The sequence below is a fragment of the Sphaerimonospora thailandensis genome, assembly GCF_016863115.1.
In the GTDB taxonomy this organism is placed as follows: Bacteria; Actinomycetota; Actinomycetes; order Streptosporangiales; family Streptosporangiaceae; genus Sphaerimonospora; species Sphaerimonospora cavernae.
On sequence record NZ_BOOG01000040.1, the window covers coordinates 23,981 to 50,021 of the forward strand.

At 69.4% G+C, this 26,041-nt stretch carries 23 protein-coding genes and 2 pseudogenes; 10 read left to right on the forward strand and 15 right to left on the reverse strand.

The window, feature by feature from the left end:
- Positions 1–79 precede the first annotated feature (79 nt).
- From Mth01_RS20290 to Mth01_RS20310, 5 genes are all read right to left on the reverse strand, one after another.
- Complete coding sequence (locus tag Mth01_RS20290; protein ID WP_204017483.1) at positions 80–2,392, reverse strand: FtsX-like permease family protein; 2,313 nt, start codon at positions 2,390–2,392, stop codon at positions 80–82.
- On the reverse strand, positions 2,389–3,078 hold the full coding sequence (locus Mth01_RS20295; RefSeq protein WP_204017484.1) for an ABC transporter ATP-binding protein: 690 nt from the start codon (positions 3,076–3,078) through the stop codon (positions 2,389–2,391). Before Mth01_RS20295 ends, Mth01_RS20290 begins: the two co-directional genes overlap by 4 nt.
- Positions 3,075–3,599, reverse strand: a complete 525-nt coding sequence (locus Mth01_RS20300; protein WP_204017485.1) for a PadR family transcriptional regulator — start codon at positions 3,597–3,599, stop codon at positions 3,075–3,077. Before Mth01_RS20300 ends, Mth01_RS20295 begins: the two co-directional genes overlap by 4 nt.
- Before the next feature lie 148 nt (positions 3,600–3,747).
- Positions 3,748–3,939, reverse strand: a complete 192-nt coding sequence (locus Mth01_RS20305) for a hypothetical protein (protein WP_204017486.1) — start codon at positions 3,937–3,939, stop codon at positions 3,748–3,750.
- 2 nt (positions 3,940–3,941) lie between these two features.
- Positions 3,942–4,838: an SPFH domain-containing protein gene (locus tag Mth01_RS20310; RefSeq protein WP_204017487.1), complete on the reverse strand. Its 897-nt coding sequence runs from the start codon at positions 4,836–4,838 to the stop codon at positions 3,942–3,944.
- 323 nt (positions 4,839–5,161) lie between these two features.
- Here Mth01_RS20310 and Mth01_RS20315 point away from each other — a divergent pair, with 323 nt between their 5' ends.
- Positions 5,162–5,341 carry a hypothetical protein gene (locus tag Mth01_RS20315; protein WP_204017488.1) on the forward strand — a complete coding sequence of 60 codons (180 nt, stop codon included), beginning with the start codon at positions 5,162–5,164 and terminating at the stop codon, positions 5,339–5,341.
- A gap of 12 nt (positions 5,342–5,353) precedes the next feature.
- Here the strand turns inward: Mth01_RS20315 and Mth01_RS20320 are convergent, their stop codons facing one another.
- A complete protein-coding gene (locus Mth01_RS20320) occupies positions 5,354–6,538 on the reverse strand; it encodes a hypothetical protein (RefSeq protein WP_204017489.1) in 1,185 nt (394 codons plus the stop codon).
- A 368-nt stretch (positions 6,539–6,906) separates the two neighbouring features.
- Here Mth01_RS20320 and Mth01_RS20325 point away from each other — a divergent pair, with 368 nt between their 5' ends.
- Complete coding sequence (locus Mth01_RS20325) at positions 6,907–7,317, forward strand: STAS domain-containing protein (protein ID WP_204017490.1); 411 nt, start codon at positions 6,907–6,909, stop codon at positions 7,315–7,317.
- A 129-nt stretch (positions 7,318–7,446) separates the two neighbouring features.
- A complete protein-coding gene (locus Mth01_RS20330; RefSeq protein ID WP_204017491.1) occupies positions 7,447–8,895 on the forward strand; it encodes an aminotransferase class I/II-fold pyridoxal phosphate-dependent enzyme in 1,449 nt (482 codons plus the stop codon).
- Between the two features lie 24 nt (positions 8,896–8,919).
- Here Mth01_RS20330 and Mth01_RS20335 read toward each other — a convergent pair whose 3' ends face one another.
- Entirely contained in the window at positions 8,920–10,071 is a 1,152-nt protein-coding gene (locus Mth01_RS20335) for a carboxylate-amine ligase (RefSeq protein ID WP_204017492.1), read from the reverse strand.
- A 439-nt stretch (positions 10,072–10,510) separates the two neighbouring features.
- Between Mth01_RS20335 and Mth01_RS20340 the strand changes: the two genes are divergently transcribed.
- Together Mth01_RS20340 and Mth01_RS20345 are read left to right on the forward strand one after the other, a co-directional pair.
- Positions 10,511–10,891 (forward strand): STAS domain-containing protein, encoded by a 381-nt coding sequence (locus tag Mth01_RS20340; RefSeq protein ID WP_204017493.1) that lies wholly within the window; start codon positions 10,511–10,513, stop codon positions 10,889–10,891.
- Positions 10,892–11,093: 202 nt separating this feature from the next.
- Positions 11,094–11,495 (forward strand): ATP-binding protein, encoded by a 402-nt coding sequence (locus tag Mth01_RS20345; RefSeq protein ID WP_204017494.1) that lies wholly within the window; start codon positions 11,094–11,096, stop codon positions 11,493–11,495.
- 307 nt (positions 11,496–11,802) lie between these two features.
- Here Mth01_RS20345 and Mth01_RS20350 read toward each other — a convergent pair whose 3' ends face one another.
- From Mth01_RS20350 to Mth01_RS20365, 4 genes are all read right to left on the reverse strand, one after another.
- On the reverse strand, positions 11,803–11,991 hold the full coding sequence (locus Mth01_RS20350; protein ID WP_204017495.1) for a hypothetical protein: 189 nt from the start codon (positions 11,989–11,991) through the stop codon (positions 11,803–11,805).
- Positions 11,992–12,355: 364 nt separating this feature from the next.
- On the reverse strand, positions 12,356–12,817 hold the full coding sequence (locus Mth01_RS20355; protein WP_204017496.1) for a DUF2243 domain-containing protein: 462 nt from the start codon (positions 12,815–12,817) through the stop codon (positions 12,356–12,358).
- 66 nt (positions 12,818–12,883) lie between these two features.
- Positions 12,884–13,132: a hypothetical protein gene (locus tag Mth01_RS20360; protein WP_204017497.1), complete on the reverse strand. Its 249-nt coding sequence runs from the start codon at positions 13,130–13,132 to the stop codon at positions 12,884–12,886.
- Positions 13,133–13,174: 42 nt separating this feature from the next.
- Positions 13,175–14,224 carry an NAD-dependent epimerase/dehydratase family protein gene (locus Mth01_RS20365; RefSeq protein ID WP_204017498.1) on the reverse strand — a complete coding sequence of 350 codons (1,050 nt, stop codon included), beginning with the start codon at positions 14,222–14,224 and terminating at the stop codon, positions 13,175–13,177.
- A gap of 178 nt (positions 14,225–14,402) precedes the next feature.
- Here Mth01_RS20365 and mads6 point away from each other — a divergent pair, with 178 nt between their 5' ends.
- The 3 genes from mads6 (at position 14,403) to Mth01_RS29840 (ending at position 17,782) form a co-directional block, all read left to right on the forward strand.
- On the forward strand, positions 14,403–15,806 hold the full coding sequence (gene mads6, locus Mth01_RS20370) for a methylation-associated defense system protein kinase MAD6 (protein ID WP_204017499.1): 1,404 nt from the start codon (positions 14,403–14,405) through the stop codon (positions 15,804–15,806).
- Between the two features lie 96 nt (positions 15,807–15,902).
- Entirely contained in the window at positions 15,903–16,946 is a 1,044-nt protein-coding gene (locus Mth01_RS20375; protein WP_204017500.1) for an ATP-binding cassette domain-containing protein, read from the forward strand.
- Positions 16,943–17,782 carry an ABC transporter permease gene (locus Mth01_RS29840; protein WP_239089847.1) on the forward strand — a complete coding sequence of 280 codons (840 nt, stop codon included), beginning with the start codon at positions 16,943–16,945 and terminating at the stop codon, positions 17,780–17,782. Before Mth01_RS20375 ends, Mth01_RS29840 begins: the two co-directional genes overlap by 4 nt.
- Before the next feature lie 1,719 nt (positions 17,783–19,501).
- Here the strand turns inward: Mth01_RS29840 and Mth01_RS29845 are convergent.
- Positions 19,502–20,797, reverse strand: a pseudogene (locus tag Mth01_RS29845) (ATP-binding protein); the annotation flags it as partial.
- 522 nt (positions 20,798–21,319) lie between these two features.
- Here Mth01_RS29845 and rhuM point away from each other — a divergent pair.
- A pseudogene (gene rhuM / locus Mth01_RS20385) lies at positions 21,320–21,781 on the forward strand (RhuM family protein); the annotation flags it as partial.
- Between the two features lie 14 nt (positions 21,782–21,795).
- Here the strand turns inward: rhuM and Mth01_RS20390 are convergent.
- Positions 21,796–22,275, reverse strand: coding sequence for a protein-glutamate O-methyltransferase family protein (locus Mth01_RS20390; protein ID WP_239089848.1), 480 nt, complete (start codon positions 22,273–22,275; stop codon positions 21,796–21,798).
- A 95-nt stretch (positions 22,276–22,370) separates the two neighbouring features.
- Positions 22,371–24,701: a phosphoketolase family protein gene (locus tag Mth01_RS20395; protein ID WP_204017502.1), complete on the reverse strand. Its 2,331-nt coding sequence runs from the start codon at positions 24,699–24,701 to the stop codon at positions 22,371–22,373.
- A 186-nt stretch (positions 24,702–24,887) separates the two neighbouring features.
- Between Mth01_RS20395 and Mth01_RS20400 the strand changes: the two genes are divergently transcribed.
- Entirely contained in the window at positions 24,888–25,346 is a 459-nt protein-coding gene (locus Mth01_RS20400; protein ID WP_204017503.1) for a pyridoxamine 5'-phosphate oxidase family protein, read from the forward strand.
- Positions 25,347–25,377: 31 nt separating this feature from the next.
- Here Mth01_RS20400 and Mth01_RS20405 read toward each other — a convergent pair whose 3' ends face one another.
- Positions 25,378–26,040 (reverse strand): response regulator, encoded by a 663-nt coding sequence (locus Mth01_RS20405; protein WP_204017522.1) that lies wholly within the window; start codon positions 26,038–26,040, stop codon positions 25,378–25,380.
- Position 26,041: the final 1 nt, after the last annotated feature.

A 26,041-nucleotide genomic window follows, 5' to 3' on the forward strand; every position in this document is an offset into this window, starting at 1 on the left:
GCGCCGTCCTCGTGGTCCGGCGCTCCCCCGAGGCTACGACGTCACGACCGGTGGCCTCACCCGTGTTTCCCGCGGACGCTCACTCCGTGCGCAGGCCCTCGGGGCGCATGAGCCGCAGCTGGACCGGCAGGCTCGCCAGCGTCACCAGGGCGACCACACCCGCCCCGGCGGAGACCGTCACCAGCAGGTTCGCCGGGCTGACGTGGAGCGGAAGGCCGAGCATCGCGAGCAGCGCCAGCCCCAGACCGGTGCCGATCAGGACCGCGGGCACGAGCCCGAGCGCGACCGGCACCGCCATCTGCCACAGCGTCGCCCGCGTCAGCATGCCGCGCCGGGCCCCGAAGGCGGTCAGCGCGGCCAGCAGGGCACGCCGCTCCCTGAGCTGGTCCAGCGTGGTCGCGAGCATGCTCGCTCCGATCAGCAGCAGGATCGCCACCGTGCCCACGAGGATCCCCCGCACAATCCCCGCGAACTTGTCGTCGACCTGGACCTCCTGGATGCCGTACACCTGCGTCAGCGGGCTGATCTCCGCCGCCGTGTTCCGTACCAGCTCCACGGCGTCCGGGTCGGACCGGTCGAGACCGAGGTAGAGCGACAGCCGCAGCGGCTTGGCCGCGAGGTCGGCAGCGGCCTCGGGGGTGGCCAGGACCGCCCCACGCCACACGCCTCCGTCCGGCGAGCGCCTGCCCTTCACCCGCGTGACCGTGGCCGGAATGGTCCAGGTCGCGTCCTCGACCGTGACCTGCTGTCCGGGACGCGGTGGCTCGGGGGCGTCGCTCGACTCCGGGTCGTGCTCGGTGATGAAGACGTCACCGGGACGGCATCGGGTGATCTCCGCCATCTCCCGCAGATCGGGGCAGGCGCCCATGATGAACGGCACGTCCTGGTCTGTGCCCGCGACGAGCCCGATGGATGTGGCGGTGCCCGTGACGGAGCGCACCCCGGGGGTCGCCGCGAATCGTGAGGTGATCTTCTTGGCCTCGGCGAACGTGGCTCCCTCACTGAGCACGACGTTCACCTGCGCCCGGTGAAGATCCGCGCCGGTGTCCTGGACCGAGACGGACTCCACGCCGGCGACCAGCGTCTGCAGCGCGATGGCCCCGGCGACGGCCACCGCGACCCCGCTCACGAGCCGGGCGGAGGAGGCGCTGTCCAGCTGGATCCGGCGGACGGCGAGCTGCCACGACACGCCTCCGCCGCCGCCGATCCGCCGTACGACCGCCTCCACCAGCCACGGCAGCAGGGTCACCACGCCCACGAGCAGGAGGACCGCGCCGCCTCCCACCTGTACGCGGGCGAGCTGCCCGTCGGTGTCCGCCCTGCCGCCGAACAGCGGAGCGAGGAGGGCCAGCCCGGCGAACGGGAGCAGGAGCCGCCACCACAACCGTCGGCGGCCCTGCGCGCTCCTTCGGACCACGCCCAGAGGTTCCACGGCGATCTTGCGCAGCACGCCCAGGCTGACCGTGACGGCCAGCGCCGGTACGGCGCCGGCGATCGACACCGCCAGCGGAAGGCTCGGCCGGGCGTCCGCGGGGAACACGCTGATGTCCCACAGCGTGAACCGGCCGATCAGCTGCCGTCCGGCCAGGAAGAGCACGACTCCGACGGCCAGCCCCAGCAGCCCGCCCGCCAGGGCCTCCCCGGCGGCGTACCGCCGAGTCATCCGCCGGTCGGCGCCCATCAGCCGCAGCGCGGCGAGCCGGCGGTCGCGCGACTCGCCGCCGAAACGCACCGCCGCGGCAATGAAGATCACGACCGGTGTCAGCAGCACCACGAAGGCGACGATGACCAGCAGCATGAGCCGCGGGCTGAGGCCATCGCCCGGGGTCGGGTCCCCGAAGGCGTTCAGCCGCTGCACGCCGGACCAGCCCTCCAACCGGTCGCTGCCCGCGTAGAACGCGAACTCGCCAGGCCCGGACAGACCCTCGTCCTCGATCTGGCCGACGATCCGATAATCCAGCCGAGTCCGCAGCAGTTCACTCCCCGGTGCGGACAGCAGCGCGGCCAGCGCCGGGGAGACCACCATCTCGCCCGGCCTCGGCAGCGCGGTCAGCCCCGGCGGCACCGGAGCGGCGGGGCCTTCCGGCTGGAGGAGCCGGCCCCGGATCCTGATGCCGTGGAACTGGGTGTCGACGAAGCCGAGCAGCAGCGTGTCGTCACCACGCCGCTCCAGGTGCTGGAGGTAATCGACACGGGCGCTCTCGCGGGCGTCCCGCGCCGACAGGAGGTTCGGCACGGACGCCGCCAGGAGCAGGAACGCGACGCCGAGGCCAACGGCGGTCGCCGTCAGGGCCACCCGCGTCCACCCGGTGGCCCCGCCCCGGAACGCCAGTCGTACGCCGAACGCGAGTTGCCGCACCCAGCCCGCGCCACTCGCCGGGCCCCCGGTCACTGGACCATCCCCGCGCTCGTACGGATCCTGCCGTCCCGCATGACGACCTCCCGGTGGGAGTAGGCGGCGACGGCCGGCTCATGGGTCACCAGCACGACCGCCGTTCCCGACTGCTCGACGCATTCGGTGAGCAGCCGCATCACCAGCTCGCCGTTGAGCGAGTCGAGCGCGCCGGTCGGCTCGTCGGCGAACACCACGGCCGGATCGGTGACCAGCGCCCTGGCGACCGCGACCCGCTGGCCCTGCCCGCCGGACACCTGCCCGGGCCGCTTGCCCGCGACATCGGCGACGTCGAGCCGGTCCAGCCAGTGCGCGGCCCGCCGCTCGGCCTCCCCGCGGCGCACACCCTCCATCCGCAGCGGCAGCGCGACGTTCTCCAGGCAGGTGAGCTCCGGCACGAGCTGCCCGAACTGGAAGACGAAGCCGAACTCCCTCCGCCGCAGGGCGCTGCGTTCGGCGTCGGACGCGGTGATCAGATTCCGATCGCGATACCGCAGTTCCCCGGCGTCCGGACGCACGATGCCCGCCAGGCAGTGCATCAGCGTCGACTTGCCCGATCCCGACGGTCCCATGACGGCCACGATCTCGCCCGCCCGCACGTCCATGCTCACTCCGTCGAGCGCCGGGGTCGGACCGTACGTCTTGTGGAGGTCGCGGGCCGACAGCAGCGGAGCCTCGCCCGTCATGAGCGGACCTTCTCGGCGAGCCGGTCCAGCCGGGCGCTGGTCAGCTCCAGCCAGCGCAGGTCGGCCTCGAGGTGGAAGATGGCGTGGTCGCAGATCAGCGCGTCGGCCAGGTCTCCGCGCGTCTTGCGCCGGGTCAGCTCCCGCATCAGGTCGAGGTGGGCCGCCCGCTGGACGTCGAGGATCGCCGCGGCGTCCCTGCCGGTCAGCAGCGCGAGCACCACCTTGGTGTAGAGGGTGCTGTTCAGGTAGGCCTCGGGGCGTTCCGGCTGGGACAGCCATTTCGCCACGTCGCTGACGCCGGAGGCCGTGATCGCGTACCGCTTGCGCTCGGGCCCGCCCCCGTGCTCGACCGCGTCGACCTCGACCAGCCCGTTCTTCAGCAGCCGCGCCAGCGTGGCGTAGACCTGGCCGTAGTGGAGCGGGCGATCCTGGCCGAACTGGGCGTCGAACTCCTGCTTGAGGTCGTACCCGTGCCGGGGACCCCGCTCCAGCAGCCCCAGCAACGTGTGGGAAAGTGACATGGCGCGACTATACACCCCAGCTATACATGTTGTTTATAGCTGGGGTGTATAGCAGATGAAGTGCGGCAACAAGACAGATCAGCGGCCGGGGCTCGGGGACCTCCCACGCGGCGGACCCGCCACCGGGTTCCCTCTACCCGGGCTCCTTTTACCCGGGTTCTGGTTCTCCGGGATCGCTCGTGCCGGGCCGCCTGGGCTCGCGCCCCGCGTGCTTGAGTGCGAGGCGCAGGCCGTACTCGATCTGGGCGTTGATGCTGCGCAGATCGTCGGCCGCCCACCTGGCCACCGCCTCGTAGACGGCCGGATCAAGCCGGAGCAGGAGCTTCTTCCGTTCAACCATGGTCAGGCGTAGAGGCTGCCGGCATTGACCACCGGCTGGGTCGCTCGGTCGCCGCAGAGGACGACCAGGAGGTTGGACACCATCTGGGCCTTGCGCTCCTCATCGAGTTCGACCACTCCCTGTTCGGACAGGCGGTCCAGGGCGAGCCCCACCATACCGACCGCGCCCTCGACGATGCGGGTACGCGCGGCGACGACCTGGGCCGCCTGCTGACGGACCAGCATGGCCTGGGCGATCTCGGGGGCGTAGGCCAGGTGGGTGATCCGCGCCTCCATGACCTCGACGCCGGCCAGGTCGGTGCGCTCGCGCAACTCGGCGGTGAGCTCCCCGGCCACCTCGGCGCCGTCGCGCAGGCTGGTGCGGCCCTCCTCGTGCGCGTCGTACGGATGACTCGTGGCCAGGTGTCGTACGGCCGCCTCGGACTGAATGGCCACGTACTCCTCGTAGTCGTCCACGGAGAACGCGGCCCGCGCGGTGTCGACGACCTTGTAGACCACGACCGCGGCGATCTCCACCGGGTTGCCGTCGGCGTCGTTGACCTTGAGCTTGGCCGTTTCGAAGTTCCGCACCCGCAGCGTGACCCGCTGCTTCGTGGTGAGCGGGAGCACCCATTGGAAGCCGGCGGCGCTCAGCGAGCCGACGTACCGGCCCAGGAACTGCACGACCTTGGCCTCGTTCGGGTTGATCACGGTGAAGCCCGTCGCCACGATCGCGGCGAACACCGCCCACACGATCGTCAGCGCGATCAGCGGCCCGACGCCCTCCGGCAGCCCCTCCTCGAACGGCATCGGGTCCGCCCCCGACAGCGTGCTCTGCCAGGCGGCGGCCAGCGCACCGGCCAGCACCAGCAGGACCAGCAGCACGGCGAAGCCGTTCAGCCGGAACACCTTCCGTTCCATCGCCTCTCCCCTATCGTCGGCTATCGAAGTGATATCACCAAGATAGCGCAAAGCTATCTGACGACAAGAGTGACATTTGCTCAGCTGTCAGCGTCGGCGTTCCCACACCGGAACTTCCTGGTTCCGTCGTGGACACGGTGATCGACCTGCTGTCCCGCCTGGCCGTGCAGCGGCACGGCGCGACCGCCGTCCTACGTGCCCTCAGCCGCGCCGAGCGCGCCCCGGCCACCATCGCCGCCATCTGAGTCGCTGACCTCGGGCGCGGGCGCGGCCGGATAAGCGGGCGCGTTCTGTCGGTCGCACCCGGCAGAATGGGCGTCATCGTGACCACCGACACACTCCCGCGTCCGCTGCCGGTCGACCTCGTCGACGGGCCCACCGGCCTGCTCTACCTCGTCCCGCACGCACCGCTCACCGCCGCCGACTGCGCGGCCCTGTCCGCGCTCCTCGCGGCCCGAGCCGCCGCGGCCCACATCCCCGCCGACGACCAGCCCCAACAGTGAACGGCAGCCAGGTCAGGCGTGGCGGAGGGCGGTGAGGGCACGGTCGCAGACGGCGTGCCAGGTTTCGCCGCCCTTGTCGCGGACCAGAACGCCGGCGACAACCGGACGGGCACACGTATGACCATGCCAGGAACAACCGGGCTGAGCCGTGAGGACACCCACGAACAGGCTCGGGTCGAAGGGCCGTTCCTCCACCAGTTCCACCGGCGCGGCGTGTCTCCTCCGTCCTCCGGTCTCCGTCTGGCTCACCCGGGGGTCGGTGAGGATCGCGTACACATACGGCCGCCCCGTGACGTCATCGAGCTGCCTCGATCCCCGCACCGGCATCATGTGCCACGCCCGCTCGAAATCCTCCCGAGGGATGCCGTCGTGCACACGCTTCGGGAACACGATCGCGCTGAGCCTGCGGAGCAGCCCACTCCCCAGGATGCCGGTGCCAGAGTCGATCGTCGTACGGCTCGGGCAAACCCTGCCGTCCCGTACCCGGTAGACGAACCGCCCGCCCCACGCCCTGCGGAACTCGACGCCCTCGTAGAGCTCGACGCGGTGCCAGACGGCTTCGAAGTCGGAGGGAGTCGAACCCGAACACGAGACCGGGCGGGCGCTGATCGTCGCGGCGACCTTCCACAACACGGGGATCCGCGGATGCCGCCCCATGAGCGCGAGAAGCGCGAGTACAAGATGTGCCACGGGCGGTCCGGTCAGCGACGTGAGCACCCATACCCAGGTCACGGCGTCGTTCGGTGGGATCTCCGCGTCCGGCCCCGGATACCGTACGGCGCTGTAGAGCACCCATGCGACCAGGCCGACCGTCAGATATCCCAGGGACACCACGTCGAGCAGCAGCGATTGAGCGGCGTGAAAGCGCACCTTGGGCCTGGGGTCGCGACGGAAGATCAGAGCTCCGACGAGCCCGAAGAGGTACGCCAAGCAGGAGTGCCAGGAAGTGCTGAGCACCTCCGGGTCCAAGGGCGGCGCGGCGCCGAACGGCGTCACATAGCCGACATTAGACGCATCGGTTCCCAAGCCGCCCCCTACGCCAGGGCTCTCGAATCTCTCGGCATCAGGGCCGCCGAGTCCGGCGCCGCCCTCTCGGCGGCGGCGCCTGCGCTCTGATCGCTCGATCAGCTCGACAACTGCCTGCACCACGCCGGCGACCGCGCCCAGCGCGGTCAGCAGCGCCACAAGGAGCTCCATTCAGCCTCATCTCGAACGATCTCAAGAGGCACCCCCTTTTCAGGAACAAGTGGTCGGATTCGTCCCTCGTTCGAAAAGGGAACACCAATCGCTCCCCAGGTGAGGCATACCCCTGGTCAGAGGCAGACCAAGGCACGGCGCGGCATTATTACCCGCGCCCCCGGCCGGGAACCCCAGCCACCTGAAGGGGGATCGCGACAAAGATCCGCTTCAGACGGTTCTTTACAGATTTGCCACTTTGCGGGGGGAACGTGGGACTCGGCGACGGACTTCCGACGCATCGACCGTCCGGCATTACCAGGACCTGACACACCGCCGGGTAGCGTCGTTTCAGACAGTACGCCCCGAAAATGGATGAAGGCGCGTATATGGCAATACCACTCGAGATTACTGTCAGCGATCACCAGGCGGCTTCCGTGGTCGCGCTGGCCGGTGAGCTCGACATCGCCACCGGGGATGTGCTCCGTGGCGCGATCAGAGATCTCATCCAGCGTGGACGCGTCAGGCTGGTGGTGGACGCGTCCGTGCTCCAGTTCTGCGACTCGTACGGGCTGGAGGCTCTGCTGGAGATGCACGACACTCTGCGGGAAGCCGGCGGATCCATGTGCCTCGCCGGAGTGCACGGCGTCTTGCGACTGGTGCTCGACGTGACCGGGACCGAGACGCTCAAGATCAGGCCGACTCCTGCCGAGGCGCTGGCCGATGTGCTGGTCGCGCCCGTCCGTGACGTCACCATGAGCGAACGGCGAGAGAGGCCTGCGCTGAGCGGCCTGGCCTGAGCCTTACCGATCATGGTTTGGGTGTGGCGGGCTCCGCCCTTCGGGGGTGGAGCCCGCCACGCGGTTCAATCGGTCCGCGTCGGCGCCCACCGCCGGACGCCCGTCGGCCGAACCCGAGGAGGGACGACCATGGATCAGTCTCGGGCGCCCGTGTTGGAAGCGCTCGTCGCCTATCACGAGCGCGGTGACCTGTCGTTCACGCCGCCCGGGCACAAGCAGGGACGGGGGGTGGATCCGCGGGTGCTCGCCGTGCTCGGGGAGGGCGTCTTCAAGGCCGACGTCCTGCTTCCGAACGGGCTGGACGATCGCAGGATGACCGGCGGCGTGCTCGAGGAGGCCCAGCAACTGATGGCGGAGGCCGTGAACGCGCAGACGGCGTTCTTCTCCACCTGCGGCAGTTCCCTGTCGGTCAAGAGCGCGATGCTGTCGGTGGCGGGACCCGGAGAGAAACTGCTGGTCGCGCGCGACTCGCACAAGTCGGTGATCTCCGGGCTGATCCTGAGCGGGGTCGAGCCGATCTGGGTTCACCCCGGATGGGATGCCGACCTCCACTTCTCCTATCCGCCCTCGCCCGCCGCGGTCGAAGCGGCCTTCAAGGCGGAGCCGGACGCCAGGGGCGTGCTGGTCGCGAGCCCCACCGACTACGGCACCTGCGCCGATCTCGCCGGCATCAAACAGGTGTGCGTACGCCACGACCGCACATTCATCGTCGACGAGGCCTGGGGCGCCCACCTGCCGTTCCATCCGCAGGGTCTGCCCGTCTGGGGCATGAACGCCGGCGCGGACGTGTGCGTGACCAGTGTCCACAAGATGGGAAACGGCCTCGAACAGGGATCCGTCTTCCATCTGCGGGGCGACCGCGTCGATCCGAACGTGCTCAAGGCCCGCGAGGACCTGCTCGGCACGACGAGCCCGTCCACCCTGATCTACGCGGCGATGGACGGCTGGCGTCGGCAGATGGTCGAGCAGGGCAAGGAACTGCTCGACCGCGCCATCAACCTGGCCATGTCCGCCCGTGCGTCGATCAATCAGATCGGCGGCCTGCGGGTGCTGGACAAGGAGTCGTGCGACGCCTTCGAGCTCGACCCCCTGAAGATCGTCATTGATGTCGCCGGCCTCGGCGCCGACGGTTATCACGCCGCCGACTGGCTCCGTCAGCGCACCCACATCAACATGGCGCTGAGCGACCATCGGCGGATCACCGCGGAGATCACGGTAGGTGACGACACGGGGACGACGAACGTGCTGGTCGAGTCCCTGCGGGCCATGGCCGCCGCCGGTGACCTGCCGTCGGCCGCGAAGATCGACCTTCCCGGGCCCGGCGAACTGGAACTCGAGACCGTCATGTCCCCGCGCGACGCCTTCTTCGGCCGCACCGAGCAGGTGCCGATCGAGAAGGCCGCCGGCCGGGTGATCGCCGAGATGGTCACGCCTTATCCGCCGGGGGCGCCGGCGCTGACGCCCGGCGAACTGATCACTGCTCCCGTTCTCCGCTACGTGTCCACCGGCGTCGCCGCCGGCATGAACATCCCCGACGCCTGCGATCCGACCCTGCGAACGCTGCGCGTCGTCGCCTGAAACCGTGTCGCGTGAGATTTGGGATCAGGGGGTGTCGGCGGGCGAGGCCAGGGTCTGCCGGACGAGCAGGTCGGCCACGTCGGGGAGATGGGCCCGCCGCGCGTAGACCGCACGCTGGCGGGCGGCTCCTGACCCGCGCCGCCGCAGCCGCCCGAGGACGCGGGCCACCACCGGCCAGTCTCCGCTCTCCTCCAGGCCGGGCCGTACGTGTTCGACCAACCGGCCCACCAGATCCCAGGCGGGCATGCGCCCGCCGGACAACAGGTCGAGACCTTCGCCCTCGACCCCGTCCCGGGCCGCCCGCCACCAGGCGGCGTTCAGCAGCGTGTCGTCGATCCGCGGAGCGGGCACGCCGGCCCGTACGTCCCGCAGCGCCGTGGCCGCCAGCCCCCGCACCAGCCCGGCCAGCATCGTGGTCTCCGCCACCGTCGCGCAGGAGTCAGCGGTGCGGAACTCGAGGGTGGGCACATGATCGGAGAGCCGGATGAGCCAGTAGATCATCCCACGATCCAGGATCACGCCGCTGGCCCGCATGCCGTCGACCAGGCTCTCGTAGTGGCGTACGGAGCGGAAGTACGGCGGAGGCCGCGCACTGGGCCACCTGCCCATCATCATCGCCCGCCAGCTCGCGTATCCGGTGTCCACCGAGTCGGATATCGGGGAATTTCCGGTCAGCGCCTGCAGGACGGGAAGCCAGGGACGCGCATGATTGCTGACGAGCACGGCCTCCTCGCGGTCATCGATCCCCACATGGACATGGCACCCGCACACGCCCTGACCGCGCAGCACCGCGCCGAACTCCTTGAGCATCGCGTGATAGCGCGGGCCGACCGACAGCGGCGGCATCCCGGCATTGCCGTGCAGCGCCGTGCCGCAGGCGGCGAGCCGCGCTCCCACCTCGGTGGCCGCGACGGCCACGGCCCCGCGCATCTCCAGCAACTCACGCTGCAACCACCCGAGATCGGTGTGCACCGTGCTGTTGGTCTCGAGTTGGAACTGCGTCAGTTCGGGCACCAGGCCGTTCGCCACCCGGCCGTCCACCCGGCGGCGAACATCCTCGGCAGCGGGGACGACACATCCGGTCGCGGGATCGAGGAGCAGGAACTCCTCCTCCACTCCCACAGTGAGCCGCGGGACGGGGTGGCGCACCGCCGCCTCTGCCTTTGCCGTCGTCACAGGGGAGGTCCCCCGACCGGTGCCGAACTGGGTCCCCCTTGTCCCGTCAGGCATGGGCGGTTTTACCGGCTTCTCCTCTAGGGGCGGCCAATGGTCAAAGGCCGTTTTCCCCGCCGGACGCGGGGAAAACCACGTTTGTAGATTCTTGAGAAGCTCAGGACGCGGGCGAGAGAGGCGGTCTCCGTCGAGGTGGAGTCGAGGTGGAGTCGAGGTGGTGACGTCCGGGTGACCTGAACCGCCGCGTGGCCTAAACTGGCTGGCGGCCTGATCGAGGCTCGCCTGCCCGGCGGCCAGTTCCGGGGAGTGCTCTACACATGCCAACCGTCGCGACGCGTTCATCGCATCATGTACGGCAGGGCATGATCTGTCGAACAACGCCTACAGCGGGGCGAAGCGCCCCTGTCCTGACCGTTCCCGCAGCGTCCGACGAGGTGTGCACGTGACAGCCGCCGTCGAACTGACCCCGATGTCCAACGGCAGCGACGACCGCATTCTGGTCGCCGCGCTGACCGGGGCACTCGACCATTCCAACGCCGACCAACTCCGCGAGGACGTACGGGCCGCCCTGGCGCCGGAGCAGCGGGAGCTCGTGCTGGACCTGACGGCCCTGGAATTCTGCGACTCGACCGGCCTGCGGACACTGCTCGACGTGCGTGAGCTCCTGAGCGAGCGCGGCGGTGCCGTCTCCCTGGTGAACCTCAACGCCCGACTTTCCAAGATGTTCCGGATCACCGGGCTCATCAGGGGATTCGAGGTCACGGCCGATCTGGCGGAGGCGCTCGGCGGCGCCCGGGCCCGGATCCGGTCGTCATCGAGCTAGTGCCGCCCTTGAAGGAAAATCCCGCCCTGCCGGGCCCGGCTGCCCTTGGTCCGGGCGCCGGTCCGGGTTCCGGTAGCGTTGCAGAAGCACCCGAGACCATCATGGTGTCGGAAAAACGAACCGGTCGATCGGTGATCCCGGCGGCGCCCCGGCGGAGGGGCCTGCGGTGAGGGTGAGAATGGACGGCATCGAGGAGGGAAAGGTGGAAGATCAGCTCCGGCAGTGGCCGATCACGGATGATCTGGCCGCCCTGCGCGAGCACGTCCACAATTACGCCGTCCAGGCCGGACTCACCGGAACCCGGTTGGACGATGTCGTCATCGCCGCGAACGAGGCGGCCATCAACGTGCTCGAACACGGAGGCGGATCGGGCACGCTGACCATTTGGCACGACGACGACCACCTGACCATCGACATCGTGGACAACGCGGGCCGGCTGCGTCCCGACGACGTTCCGCGGCCCCGGCCTGATCCGCACGCCCCTCGCGGCTACGGGTTGTGGCTGATCGGCCTGCTCTGCGACACAGTGAGCATCGAGCAGGCGCCCGGACACTCACGGGTCCGTCTGTCGATGACCCTGCACCCGGCCCCCCTCCTCCCGTGATCTTGCAGTTTCTCGCACACATCGCCCGTCACCTGCGAACTCTCGCTTTATGATCTTGCACTGTCTCGCGTACTGCAAGATCACGAAGGCGAAAAATCCAGGTCAACGATGAAGTCTGCGAGAAACTGCAAGATCACGGGATAAAGCGGGAATGGCGTCAAGGCATTTGCTGCCAGGCGCAAAAAGCGGTGGTCGCGGACCCCTGTCAAGCGTTGGAGTTGACCTCGTTATCGTCGGGGTCCCGTAAATCGGGCCGACGAGGCCGACTGCTCGCCCTAATCTGGGGTCCGCGACCACAGGTGAACCGCTACTTGAGGTACGCCCATGACGCGGCGGCAACCGCGATCAGGATGCAGAGGCGGATGGTCCGGGGGGTGCTGTCAACTACGTCCCGGACCGTTCTCGCCACCTCTCCGATCCAGGAGCCGAACTCCGGGTCGTGAAACCGCTTCTCGTCACGGCGTCCCCCGCGTACGCGGGGCCGAGTGGTAGTCATCGTGGCCCCCTCTCCATATGCTCCACCCGGGAGAACGCATGCTCCCCCGAGATGCCGGACCGAGCGGGAACCCCCTGGGGCGTCACGAGGCCGCACGGGAATCCCCGCGGCGCCTTCGCGCCAACCCCGGTGGGGGATTCCGGACGGTGGATTTCATGGTCACATTGACGCGCCGCGTACGCAATGGAGATCGAGCAGCATTCTGTCGACGCTACGAAGAGTGACGATCGAATCACAGTTTGCTATATACTTTAGCCCCGGTATGTCCCGATAAGAGCGTTTTACTGTCCGATTTGTCCGTCCGCTCTTTCCGGAATTTTGGGTCAGGCCGCGACACGCCGTCATTTTTCTGGGAGGAGGGCCATCAAGCGCGGTGAACGTCCCCAGCGGCGCGGCCGCTCCGCCTCCCGCGCCGCGCGCTGTTCGCCACCCGCAGCCCGATCGCGACGAGGGCCGCACCGAGCAAGAGGAACGCGACATCGTAGGCGACCTGATGCGGGCCGGGCCGTACGTGATGGACCCCCAGCAACTCGTGGTCCACGAGGCCCTCGACGACATCGAAGACGCCCCAGCCGGCCACGCCGTACCCAAGCAGCTCACGTCCGGGATGCGGTCCGCCCCGCGACAGCAGCGCGACGCCGACGATCACCAGCACGAGGCAGCCCGCATGGAACAGCCCGTCTCCGATCATGTTGAGACGGTCGTCATGCGGATACCACCCGCTGAGCATGTGATGCCAGCCCATCAGCTGGTGCAGCAGGATCCCGTCGATGAAGCCGCCAATGCCCAGGCCGAGCACCAGGCCGGCGGCGCGCGTCGATGCCATGACGGAAAGCAACAATACCGCAACAGTTCGTAGCCGGATGAGACCGCGGCGGTTCCACCCGTCCGGTCAGCCGCCGAGATCCCTGGCGGCGTTGTCCAACCGGCAGGCCAGCGCCTCCACCCGGTCATCGCTGATCGGAGCGGCGACGAAGGCGTCCGGAAGGTCTCTGCGCTGCATGATCACCAGCCCGCGGTGCTCGTCGTCGATCTCGTCGACGGGCAGCACGAGGCACTCACCTCGGACGAACACCAGTGCCACGTCCGGATCGTCCGACTCCAGCAGCCGCCGGGCGCAATCCCGGTCCACGAGCGGCATGCCCTCCGCCTCCTCGGCACTCTCTGGTTCGATCGCCTCATTTCACGGACGCGTCCCGGCGCCCGTGGTCACTTCCTTGATCCGGCCGCCTGCTCCCGACTCGGGCGCGAGCGGCGGCGTGTCCATGCCGGCCCCGCCGCGCATGCCCTCGATCACCGCGCGCAGGGCGTCCGTACCGCTGTGCCGGGGATCCCAGCCCAGCTCCGTGCGGGCCCGGGTCACGTCCATGATGGGCAGCCGCAGCGCCATCTCCATCAGACCGGGCGAGGCCGGGATCAGCCGCATGTGCCATCCCGCCGCGACCGCGCCCCTGGCCACCATCGACGGCATCGGGACCCGCCGCGCCCCGAACATCTCCGCCAGGACGGCCGGATCGATGACCGGGTCGGCGGCCAGGTTGAACGCACCCGAGACGGGCCGGGTGAGGGCCAGCCGGTACGCCTCGGCGGCGTCGGCGGTGTGCAGCGCCTGGAAGCACAGCCCGGGGATGTCCGGGATGAACCTGATCAGGTCCGGCCGGACCAACCGCTGCGGCAGGAGAGTCCCGGCGAACAGCCGCCGCTGCTCGGTCGCGGACTCCCGCTTGAAGATGAACCCGGGCCGCATTCGGACCACGCGGATGTCGGGATGGTCGCGTTCGAACGTGTCGAGGACCCGTTCCACGTACGCCTTCTCCCGCCCGTAGGCGGCCCCCGGCCAGCCGTGCGTCGGCCAGTTCTCGTCGACCGGCCGGTCCTTGGGCCCCGGAGAGTAGGCGCCCACAGAGGACGCGTAGACGAGCACGGACACCCCGGCCCGGGCGGCGGCTCGGAAAACCCGGACGCTGCCCAGCACATTGGTGTTCCAGGTAGTCACCGGATCGTGTGTCGGCTGGAACAGCCAGGCGAGGTGGACGACGGCATCGGCGTTGGAGAAGATCTCGCCGAGGTCGTCCTGGTAGACGTCGGCCTGCCGCCACTCGGTCTTGCCCGGCCGCCAGCCCGGCATCCGTCGCGCCACTCCGACGACCGAGGTGATCGTGGAATCGGACTCGAGGGCGCTGAGCAGGCTGGTTCCGACGTTACCGGTCGCACCGACCACGACAACTCGCATGTTCCTCGCATTCCCGACAAAACGCCCAGCAAACCGGTCGGCATCCACCCAAGGCTCACCTGACCAGCGATCGGAGGTGTCAGCTTGGACATAGGTGGGAAATTCAGTGGTGGCGCGGGAATACCGATACCAACGAGGATGGAGTTCTCATTCTGGTCAGAGAGGCGGCACAAGGGAGATGGCTCAGATCGTCGGTGGCGGGCGGCCCGTCAATGACGCCGAACGAAGGGTCATCGCGCACCTGCGTGACAACGCCCCTGACGACTGGCTGCTGCTGCACAACATCGAGGTGCCGCGCGGCGCCGACCTGTTCGAGGTCGATGTGGCGGTGCTCACCGACCACTCGCTCTGCGTCATCGACGTCAAGGGCGCACGCGGCCGGTTCCAGGTCACGGGGAACCGGTGGTTCCCCCAGCACCGGGAGGCCTTCGGATCCCCGGTCGCCAAGCTGCGGGGTACGGCGCGGGCGCTGAAGGGCCTGCTCATCGACGAGCACCGTGAGCTGGAGCGGCTGTACGTCGACAACATCGTCGTGCTGACCGCACCCGGAGCCGTCCTCATCGACCCCACCGGCCGCGACGCCCGGCACGTCACCAACCTCGCCGGCCTCATCGACATGCTCAGCGACGTGTCACGGGTCAGGCACGGCTGCAGCCGGGACGCCATGCCGTACCGCACCGCGATCCTCGAGGCGCTCAACGGGACCGTGCGCAGGCCCACCGCGCCGCCGAGATTCGGCAACTGGGAGGTCGAGGAGCAGCTCGGCGGCGACGACCGGGTCACCGAATATCGCGCGGTCAACGCGACCGCGGCGGCCGGCGAGACCGTCCTGCTGCGGGTCTATCGGGCCGACCCGATGGCGCCCGAGCGGCGGCGGGTGGCCGAGCAGCGGCGCATCGCCAACGCCTACCAGGCGCTCGCGAAGATCCCGCCGCATCCCCGTGTCGTACGCTCCCGCGACTTCTTCGCGATCGACGACGAGAGCAGGTTCGTCCTCGTTCTCGACGACGTACACGGACAGGCGCTGCACCTGCATCTCACCGGGCGGAAGCTGGGCGTCACCGCCAAGCTCGGCGTGTTCGAGGACATGCTGGCCGGCCTCGCCCACGTGCACGCCAACAAGGTCATCCACCGTGCGCTCACCCCCGCGTGCGTGCTCGTGACCGACTCCGGCCACGCGATGCTCACCGGGTTCGACTACGCCAAGCCGGGACAGCGCAAGCACACCGTGGCCAACGAGCTGCCCAACATCCTCGACGTCCACTACGTGGCGCCCGAGTGCCGGGCGAGGCCCGACCGGATGACCACCGCGTCCGACGTCTACTCCGCCGGGGTGATCGCCTTTCAGCTGCTGACCGGCGAGCTGCCCACCCCCGGCGCGGATGCCGAGCCGGACGCGGGCGGCGTCGCCCCGGAGATCATGGATCTGGTACGGCGCATGCGCGAGCCGACGCCGGGCAAGCGCCCCGACGCGGCGACCGCCCTGACCGAGCTGCGGCAGGCCCGAGATGCCCAGGGAAGCCACCGCCGACCGGTCATGGGCCGTCTCCGCAAGGCACTCCGCCGCCTCTCCCGCCGCTGACCGGCGGTGCCGCCCGGGTGCCGCCGGGCCGCACGCCTTCAGGTGGTGAAACCGGGTCGAGGGTGCCGTGAAACCGGTACCGCCAAGAGTGAAGTCATGACCACTACAGAACTCGACCGTGCCGGGAGCGTTGTCACCACTCCCGGCGGAACCGATCTGGCCGTACATGCCGAAGGGCTGGTCAAGACGTTCGGTGAGCACCGTGCCGTGGACGGCATCGACCTGGCCGTACGTCCTGGCGAGATCTTCGGCGTTCTCGGACCGAACGGCGCCGGCAAGACCACCATGCTGCGGATGCTGGCCACCCTGTTGAAGATCGACGCCGGTCGCGCCGAGATCTTCGGTGTCGACGTGGCCGGCAACCCGCACGTGATCCGGCAGTTGGTCGGCGTCACCGGGCAGTACGCGTCGGTCGACGAGAACCTGACCGCCCGCGAGAACCTCTGGCTCTTCGGCCGGCTGCTGGGGATCGCCTCTCCGCGCGCCCGGCGGATCGCCACCGAGCTGCTCGGGCAGTTCGGCCTGGAGGAGGCCGCGAACAAACCGATCGCGCAGTTCTCCGGCGGCATGCGGCGGCGCCTCGACCTGGCCGCCAGCCTGATCAGCAGACCACCGCTGATCTTCCTCGACGAACCGACCACCGGCCTCGACCCGCGCACCCGCGGCCAGATGTGGGACACCATCCGCAGCCTGATCTCCGATGGTTGCACGGTGCTGCTGACCACGCAGTACCTCGATGAGGCCGACCAACTCGCCGACCGGATCGCCGTCATCGACCGCGGCCGCAAGGTGGCCGAGGGAACCCCCGACGAACTGAAGACCGCGGTCGGCAACTCCACCCTCCAACTGCTGCTCACCCAGCCGGGGGAGGTGCCCACCGCCGCTGAGGTCATCCGGCGCGTCCTCGGCTCCGATCCCGTGTTCAGCCCGGAGCGGGGCCGACTCAACGTCGCCCTCGACCAGGCCGACCTCGCCGCCGACGTGCTGATCGCGCTGCGGACCGCCGGGGTCTCGATCTCCTCGGTGAGCGTGGCCAAGCCCAGCCTGGACGAGGTGTTCCTCGCCCTCACCGGCCACGAGGCGGACGGAGACAGAGACAGCGACGGAGACGACGAGACCGGCACGGAGGAGAACCGATGAGCGCCATGATCGCACCCACCCGAGAGACCGTACGGGCCGCCGAGCGGGTGTCGGCCGCCCGGCGGCACGTATCGCTGGGCGAGACGCTGAGCCAGACCCTGGCGATGGCGTGGCGGGCACTCAAGAAGATGCGCCGCAACCCGGAGCAGTTCTTCGACGTGACGCTGCAGCCCCTCCTGTTCACCGCGATGTTCGCCTACATCTTCGGCGGCGCCATCTCCGGTGACGTGGCGAGCTATCTCCCGCTGCTGATCCCCGGCATCCTCGCCCAGACCATCCTGACCACCTGCATGGCCACCGGGACGCAACTGCGCGAGGACATGGACAAGGGGGTCTTCGACCGGTTCAAGTCGTTGCCTATCGCCCGGATCGCGCCGCTGGCCGGCCCGATGGTGGCCGACCTGGTGCGCTACACGATCGCGGCGACCCTGACCTTCGGCATGGGCCTGCTGATCGGCTACCGGCCCGGTGGGGGCGCGCTCGGCGTGCTCGGCGCGATCCTGTTGGCGATCTTCACGGGCTGGTCGCTGGCCTGGGTCTTCACCTGGGTCGGCACGATCGCCCGGAGCGCCCAGGCCGTGCAGGGCATCTCCATGATGATCCTGTTTCCGCTGACCTTCCTGTCCAACGCGTTCGTCCCGGTCGAGACGCTGCCGGACTGGCTTGCCACGTTCGTCCGGGTCAACCCGGTCTCACACCTGGTCACGGCCGCCCGCGACCTGGCCAACGGCGCTCTCGTCACCGGAGAGGTGGCCTGGACGGTCCTGGCCTGCCTGGCCGTCATCACGATCTTCGCGCCGCTGTCCGTCCGCAGCTACAAGCGGCGGCACATGTGAGCCCGCACGGCGGACCTTCTCGACGAGTGCCCGTGCCTCGTCGAGAAGGTCCGAGCCAAGCCGATCGCCGTACTCGGCGCGCATGGCCGCGATCACGCCGGGCGCGGCCGCTTCGGCGTACGGCTCGATCCGCTCGAAGGCAAGGCTCGGCGCGAGGCGGTTGTAGGCGAACCGTTCAGCCAGCACCAGCAGCCCGACCGCGTCGCCGGGGGCCACGGCTCCGCGCAACACCCCCCAGACGCCGAGCGCGAACAGAATCGATCCGCACGCCGGATAGTCGAGGAAAGCCCGAGGCCCAGGGCCGTCTTGTGCAGAGCCCTCAGCCAGCATGTCGCCCGCGCGGACGCCGGCGCAGAAGTGAAACAGCTCCTCGCCATACCGCAGGTCCGCCGGCCCCGATTGGTAAGCGTGGTAGGCGTGCGCCGTCAGGGCGAAGGCCTCGGCGTATACCGCCCACGGCTCGGCTCCGGTCCGCACTCCGGGTATGCGCAGGTCACGGGCTCGCTGGACGGCCAGGCGGCACTCCGCCAGAGCGGCGACCGGGTCACCGCGCGAGAAGGCGAGCTCGGCAGCGCACAACGGGACGAACACCAGGCCGCCGATGACCGCCCCTACGTCGTTGATCCGGGTGATCTCCATGAACTCGGCTTCCGCGATCGCGGGGTCTCCCTCGGCGAGCGCGGCGAGCAGCAGCACCGCGTGCAGCTGCGTCTCGTCGTCCGTGGCGCCGAGCCGGCTGAGGACCGGAAGGGCGGCCCGCGCGTGGTCGACCGCCCGCCGACGATCACCGAGCTGCATGGACAGGTGGGCCAGCACGGCGTGCAGGATCGCCCCGAACCACGGCCCGTCGTTCTCGCGGACGAGCTCCAGTGCCCGCCTGGCCGCCGCGATCGCCCCCGGTGGATCGCCCGCATTCTCCAGGACCTGAGCGCTCAGTTGCGTCGCCATCAGCGCCACGTCACGATCGTCGCTCCGGCACAGCTCGGCGAGCCGGTGGCGGAACCCGGTGCCATCGGCCGGGTCATAGGCGTGCAGCACCGTCGCCATCGCCGCGATCCGGGGGTCCGTCGTGTCCCGGAGGGGCAACCTGCCGAGCAGGCCACGCAACTCCTCGCCGTAACCGTCCGCGAGGGTCATCACGTTTATGAGAACGACCAGCAGGGCTGCCCGGGTCGCCTCTTCGAGCTCCGGTGGCGGATGCCAGCCGGTGACGGCCTGCCTGATCGCATCTCTGAGCGCGATGATCCTCGGGTGGTCGCCCCGGATCGACCACAGCGTGCCCAGGCTGGCCAGCAGTTGCACCACGGTGGCCGGGTCGGGCTCACCAAGCGCGCGGCGGAGCAGATCGGCCAGGTTGCCCTCCTCGGCCCGCAGCGCGTCGACCGCCGCGAACTGGGCGGGGCCGAACAGTATGGCGGCGTTCGTCCAGGCGTAATCCATCGCCCAGGCCCGCAGCGCGGCCCGCGCGGGCGCCTCCTCGCCGGTCTCCGTCAGCCGCACCCGGCCGAACTCCCTGACGGTCTCCAGCATCCGGTAGCGAAGGCCGTAGCCGGTCTCGCGGACGCTCAACAACGACTGCTCGGCCAGCGCCTGCACGGCATGCAGGGCATCCGGGCCCAGCACGTGCTCGGCGGCGGCCAGTGTGAACCCGTCGCCGAACAGCGACAGCCACCGCAGGGCCCGCCGTTCCGGCTCGTCCAGCAGGTTCCACGACCAGTCGATGACCGACAGCAGCGTCCGGTGCCGGTCGGGAGCTGTGCGATCGCCGCCGCGCAACAGGGCGAACCGGTCCGCCAGGCGCCGCGCGATCTCCTCCACCGACATCACCCGCACCTTGGCGGCGGCCAACTCGATCGCGAGCGGCAGCCCATCCAGACGTGCGACGACCTCACCGACCACCCGTTCGTCGATCCGTACATCGGGGCGCGCCGCCGTGGCGCGCTGACGGAACAGCTCCACCGCGTCGCCGGCGTCCAGCTGGCCGAGGAGATAGACCCGTTCGGCGGGGATCGACAAAATGGCGCGTGAGGTGATGAGCACCCGCAGGTCCCGGGTGGTCGTGGACAGAAAAGCCACCAGGTCGGCGACGGCCTCGATCACGTGCTCGCAGTTGTCGAGGATCAGCAGCGCCGGGGCCTGGTCGAGATGCTGGGCGATCCTGGCCCGTACGTCGGATCGCTGCTTGGGGGTGAGGGCACGGCGCCCGCTGACCGAGTCGCGCACCCCGAGCGCCGCGCCCACCTCGCCGACCACGTCCTCGGGAGAGGAGACGCCGACGAGCTCGACGAAGTGAGCGACGGGCTGCGCGGCGTTCCTGCCGACGACGTGGGCCAGCCGCGTCTTGCCCAGCCCACCCGGACCGATGATGGAGACCACCCGGTTGGTCTGCAGCAGGGCGTGCACCGCGCGGATGTCGCCCTCGCGACCGAGCAACGAGGAGCCGTCGAACAGGACGCCCTCTCGCACCGGTCGATCCGCGACGATCAGTCCGGCGTGCACGCGAGCGAGCTCGGGCCCGGGATCGGCGCCGAGGCGCTCGGCCAGGCCCGCTCGATAGCGCTCGTAGCGCTCCAGCGCCGCGGCGGCGCCGCGCACAGCTGCCTCGCTGCGCAGCAGGCAGGCGAGCAGTTCCTCGTCGTGCGGCCGGTCGGCCGCGGCCTGCTCCAGCAGCGGCAACGCGCCCTCATGATCTCCGCCTCGGGCGCGGGCGACCGCCGACACGCGGTGCGCCTCGGCCAGCCGCCCCGCGGCGATCTCCCTCAGCTCCCCCAGCGGACCCGCGGCGGCTTCCATGCCGTCGGCTACGAGGCTCATGGCCGCTTCGGCGCGGCCGCGTGCGAGGGCCGCTTCGCCCCTGACCAGCGCGGCACGTGCCTGCTCCACCAGTACGCCCAGCAGCAGCGCGTCCACCTGCTCATCGGGAAGCCCCAGCCGGTAACCGCGCGCGGTGCGCACCACGGCGTCGGCGGAGGTCACGGCCCGGGTCCGTGAGACGACCACCTGCAGCGCCTTCATGGGGTTGGCCGGCGGTTCGTCGGGCCACAGCTCGTCGACCAGGCGCTCGTCACCGGCTCCCGCCCGTCCATGCAGGACGAGCACCGCCAGCAGGGTCTGCGCGCGATCCCCGATCACACGGACGCCTCGCCAGCGGACGCCGTCGAGGAGGGTCAGCGCTGGAACCACACCCCCAGCCTACGGACGACTCGCGCGAGCCGAGCATGTCGATCCGGTCTCACGCCTGCATCCTCCCCGCGGGCATCGCAGTCGCGGAGCGTGCTGTCCTCGGCGCTCTTATCCCGTGCGCCCCGGACAAGCATCATGCTCGTCCGGGGGCGTGTCAGGGGGACAGCTTTGCGAAACGTCTTATTGCCCCAGCTCATAGCTGGAAAGATGCCGAGCTGGGAAGACCGAGACCCTGGAGAGGTAGACGACGTGGGTGGCGAGGGCGGGGAGCTCATCCTTTATCGGACGGAGGACGGGCGCTCCCAGATCCAGTTCCGCGCGATCGGCGGCACGGTCTGGTTGACACAGGCCGAGATGGCCGAACTCTTCGACACGAGTCTCCAGAACATCAACCAGCGCATCAACGCGATCCTTCACGACAAAGAGTTGACCGAGGCAACTATCAACTCCAAGTTGATAGTTCGCCAGGAGGGTGCCCGGCAGGTCCGCCGGGAGGTGCTGGTCTACAACCTCGAAATGATCCTCGCGGTCGGCTATCGGGTGCGCTCGCCGCGCGGTATCCAGTTCCGGACCTGGGCGACCACCGTGCTCCGGGACTACCTCGTCAAGGGCTTCGTGCTGCATGACGAACGACTCAAGGAACCTGGCGGCTTCGACTACTTCGACGAGCTGCTGGAGCGGATCCGGGAGATCCGCGCATCGGAGAAGCGCTTCTACCAGAAGATCCGCGACGTGTTCGCGGCCACAAGCGTCGACTACGACGGCACATCCGAGACGGCGAGGACCTTCTTCGCGACCATCCAGAACAAGATGATCTATGCGGTGACTGGTCACACTGCCGCCGAGCTGATCATCCGTCGGGCGGATGCCACAGTGGAGAGGGAAGCCAGGTGTCCGAGCGCGGCGAGCTCGTCGTCCACCGCCGGGCCGGCCAGCTCGGCGTTCTTGAGCGGGGCGAACGGATCGATCCCCTGCCAGGCTCCGGGCGAGAAGTAGCCGGTGGCGTCGAGCAACCTGCGGTAGAAATAGCTCTCCGCCCACAGGAACGGCGCCTCGCCCCACGGCATGCCGAACAGGTCCCGGCCCCACTCCTGCCACTGCGCGTAGTCGAGGGCGCTCTCATCCAGCGGCGTCAGGACGCCCGTCGTGCTTTCGACGAGCAGTTGCTCAAGCCGCTGCCGCTCGGCCGGGCCGTACGGCAGTGCGTCGATCACCTGCCGGATGAGCCTCGGATGCCGTTCGTGGAAGACGCCCCAGGGGAAGGAGCCGGGTTCGTCGCTCCGGATCACGGGTGGGATCGCGCTGGACACGTATGGGATCGTCTCATCGACCGCCGTACGGCCCGCACAGGACCTGAGGCCCCGCCATTGGCGGGGCCACCGCGGGACTCGACGAAAGAGCGGGCTCAGGGGGTGTCGGCGTGCGGCGTCCAGGTCCAGTCACGGACCTCGGGGAGGTCCTCGCCGTGCTCACGGGTGTGGGCGCGGGCCCGCAGCCGGGCGTCGACCATGCGCTGGCGCAGGTGCGCCGCCCGCTCGCCCAGTTCGGGCACCCGGTCGATCACGTCCATCACCAGGTGGTAGCGGTCGATGTCGTTGAGCATCGCCATGTCGAACGGCGTGGTCGTGGTGCCCTCCTCCTTGTAGCCGCGCACGTGCAGGTTGCCGTGGCCCGTACGCCGATAGGTGAGCCGGTGGATCAGCCAGGGGTAGCCGTGGAAGTTGAAGATGATCGGCTTGTCCGTCGTGAACAGCGCGTCGAACTGGTCGTCGCTCATCCCGTGGGGGTGCTCCGACGGCGGCTGCAGCCGCATCAGGTCGACGATGTTGACCACCCGCACCTTCAACTCGGGCAGGTGCTCGCGCAGCAGGGCGGCGGCGGCCAGCGTCTCCAGGGTCGGCACGTCGCCGGCGCAGGCCAGCACCACATCGGGCTCGGCGCCCTCGTCGTTGGAGGCCCAGTCGATGATGCCGAGACCCCGGGTGCAGTGGGCGACGGCCTCGTCCATGGTGAACAGGTCCAGCACCGGCTGCTTACCCGCCACGATCACGTTGACGTAGTCCCGGGAGCGCAGGCAGTGGTCGGCGACCGACAGCAGCGTGTTGGCGTCCGGCGGCAGGTAGACCCGCACGACCTCGGCCTTCTTGTTGACCACGACGTCCAGGAAGCCGGGGTCCTGGTGGGTGAAGCCGTTGTGGTCCTGCCGCCACACGTGCGAGGACAGCAGGTAGTTCAACGAGGCGACCGGACGCCGCCACGGGATCTTCTTGGACGCCTGCAGCCACTTGGCGTGCTGGTTGAACATCGCGTCCACGATGTGGATGAACGCCTCGTAGGAGTTGAACAGGCCGTGCCGCCCGGTCAACAGGTATGCCTCCAGCCAGCCCTGACACAGGTGCTCGCTCAGCACCTCCATCACCCGGCCGTCGGACGACAGGTTCTCGTCGGTGGGCAGCGTCTCGGCGTGCCAGGCCCGGTCGGTCACCTCGAACACCGCCGACAGCCGGTTGGAGGCGGTTTCATCCGGTCCCATCAGGCGGAAGTCGACGGGGTTGGCCGCGATCACATCGCGCAGGAAGCCGCCGAGCACGCGGGTCGGCTCGCTGTGCGCCGCGGCGGGCTCCTTGACCTCGACCGCGTAGTCCCGGAAGTCGGGCAGCGACAGCGGACGGAGCAGCTCACCGCCGTTGGCGTGCGGGTTGGCGCTCATCCGGCGCGGCCCCTCGGGAACGGTCTCGGTGATCGCCGCGACCGGCCGGCCCTCGGGGTCGAACAGCTCGTTCGGCCGGTAGGAGCGCATCCACTCCTCCAGCATCGCGCGGTGCTCGTCGTTGTCCCGTACGGCCGCCAGCGGCACCTGGTGGGCACGCCAGGTGCCCTCGACGGGCACACCGTCCACGATCGCCGGGCCGGTCCATCCCTTCGGCGTACGCAAAATGATCATCGGTAGCCGGTCGGCCGAGCCGTACTTGAACTCTGAGATCTGGTCGAAGACCGTGTCGAGCGTCTCGGCCATGAGGGCGTGCATGACGGCGGGATCGTCGCCCGACACGATGTGAGGGCGGTAGCCGTACCCCTCCATGAGCTTGACCAGCTCCTCCTCGGGGATCCGCGCCAGCACGGTGGGGTTTGCGATCTTGTAGCCGTTGAGGTGCAGGATCGGCAGCACGACCCCGTCGCTGGACCGGTCGAGGAACTTGTTGGAATGCCAGCTGGCGGCCAGCGGCCCGGTCTCGGCCTCGCCGTCACCGATCACGCAGGCCACGACCAGATCCGGGTTGTCGAACGCCGCGCCGTACGCGTGGGCGAGGGCATAGCCGAGCTCGCCGCCCTCGTGGATCGAACCGGGCGTTTCGGGCGCGACATGGCTCGGGATCCCTCCGGGGAAGGAGAACTGGCGGAACAGCCGCCGCATGCCCTCGGCATCCTGGGTGATCTCCGGATATTTCTCGGTGTAGGAACCCTCGAGCCAGGCATGCGCCACCGCGGCCGGGCCGCCGTGCCCCGGGCCCGCGATGTAGATCATGTCCTGGTCGCGCTCACGGATGATCCTGTTCAGGTGGACGAAGCAGAAGTTCAACCCGGGCGTGGTCCCCCAGTGGCCGAGTAGGCGCGGCTTGATGTGCTCGGGCCGCAGCGGCTCGGTCAGCAGCGGGTTGTCCAGGAGGTAGATCTGCCCGACCGACAGGTAGTTGGCGGCACGCCAGTAAACGTCGATGAGCTCAAGTGCGTCCATGTGATCAGCGTCTCCCGTCGCGGCTTCGATGATCCAGGGACTTACGTCCCTACCCAGCCGGCCGAAGGGAAGGCCGGCTTCACTGCCGCCGAACGCCACCGGGTCTCGCAGACCGGATTGATCAGCGGCGATGACGGGACCTTCGCCCCTAACGACCGCGGCCTCGAAGCACGCATCCTGGAGGGCATGAAACTTGATTCGGCCGGCTTGGAGATCCTCTCGCGGGATGAGTGTCTCGAACTGCTGGACTCGACTCCGATAGGGAGGATCGTCTTCACCGATCGCGCCCTCCCCGCCGTCCAGCCGGTCAACTTCTGCCTGTTCGAGGAGAACGTCGTCATCCGTACCATGGCGGGCTCGAAACTCGCCGCCGCGGCGCGGAACGCCATCGTGGCCTTCGAAATCGACGACTTCGACATCGATTTCCGCTGGGGATGGTCGGTGACCGCGGTCGGACACGCGCGGGCCGTGTCCGACCCTGAGGAGATCGCCCGCCTGTCACGGCTGCCGCTGTCGCCCTGGGCACCGGGAAATCGTGACCATTTCATCCTGATGGCGCCCGAGCAGATCTCCGGTCGCCGGATCCGGCCGCCGGCATCCGCCGGAGCCGCCGCGGCCTCCGCCACCACGGTGTCCCGCGAGTAATCCATCGGTGGATCGGTGGGGGTGTGCCGGATCACCGAGATGACGGCGACACGAGGCCGCTCTCGTAGGCGGCGATCACGAGTTGGGCCCGGTCCCGCGCGCCGAGCTTGGCGAGCAGGTGGCCGATGTGGGTCTTCACGGTCGCCGCGCTGACGTGGAGGCGATCGGAGATCTCGGCGTTGGACAGGCCACGTGCGATCAGCGTCAGCACCTCCAACTCGCGTGCGGTCAGGCCGTCCATATCCCCGGCCGGGCCGGTGGGCGGGGGCATTCGGGCGAACTCGGTGATCAGACGCCGGGTGACGGTCGGAGCCAGCAGGCCCTCACCGGCCGCGATGACGCGGATGGCGGACAGCAGGTCGCCCGGCGGGGTGCTCTTCAGCAGGAATCCGCTGGCCCCGGCCCGCAGCCCCGCGTAGACGTACTCGTCCAGGTCGAACGTGGTGAGGATCAGCACGCGTACCCCGGCGGTCTCCGGCGAGCCGCAGATGCGCCGGGTCGCCTCGATGCCGTCCATTCCGGGCATCCGCACGTCCATCAGCACGACGTCGGGAAGCTCGCGACGGGCCAGCGCCACGGCCTCCTCCCCGGTCCCCGCCTCGGCGACGGCACACAGGTCAGGGGCGGTGTCGATGAGCACGCGGAAGCTCCCCCGCAGCAGGGCCTGGTCGTCGGCGACCAGCACCCGGATCACC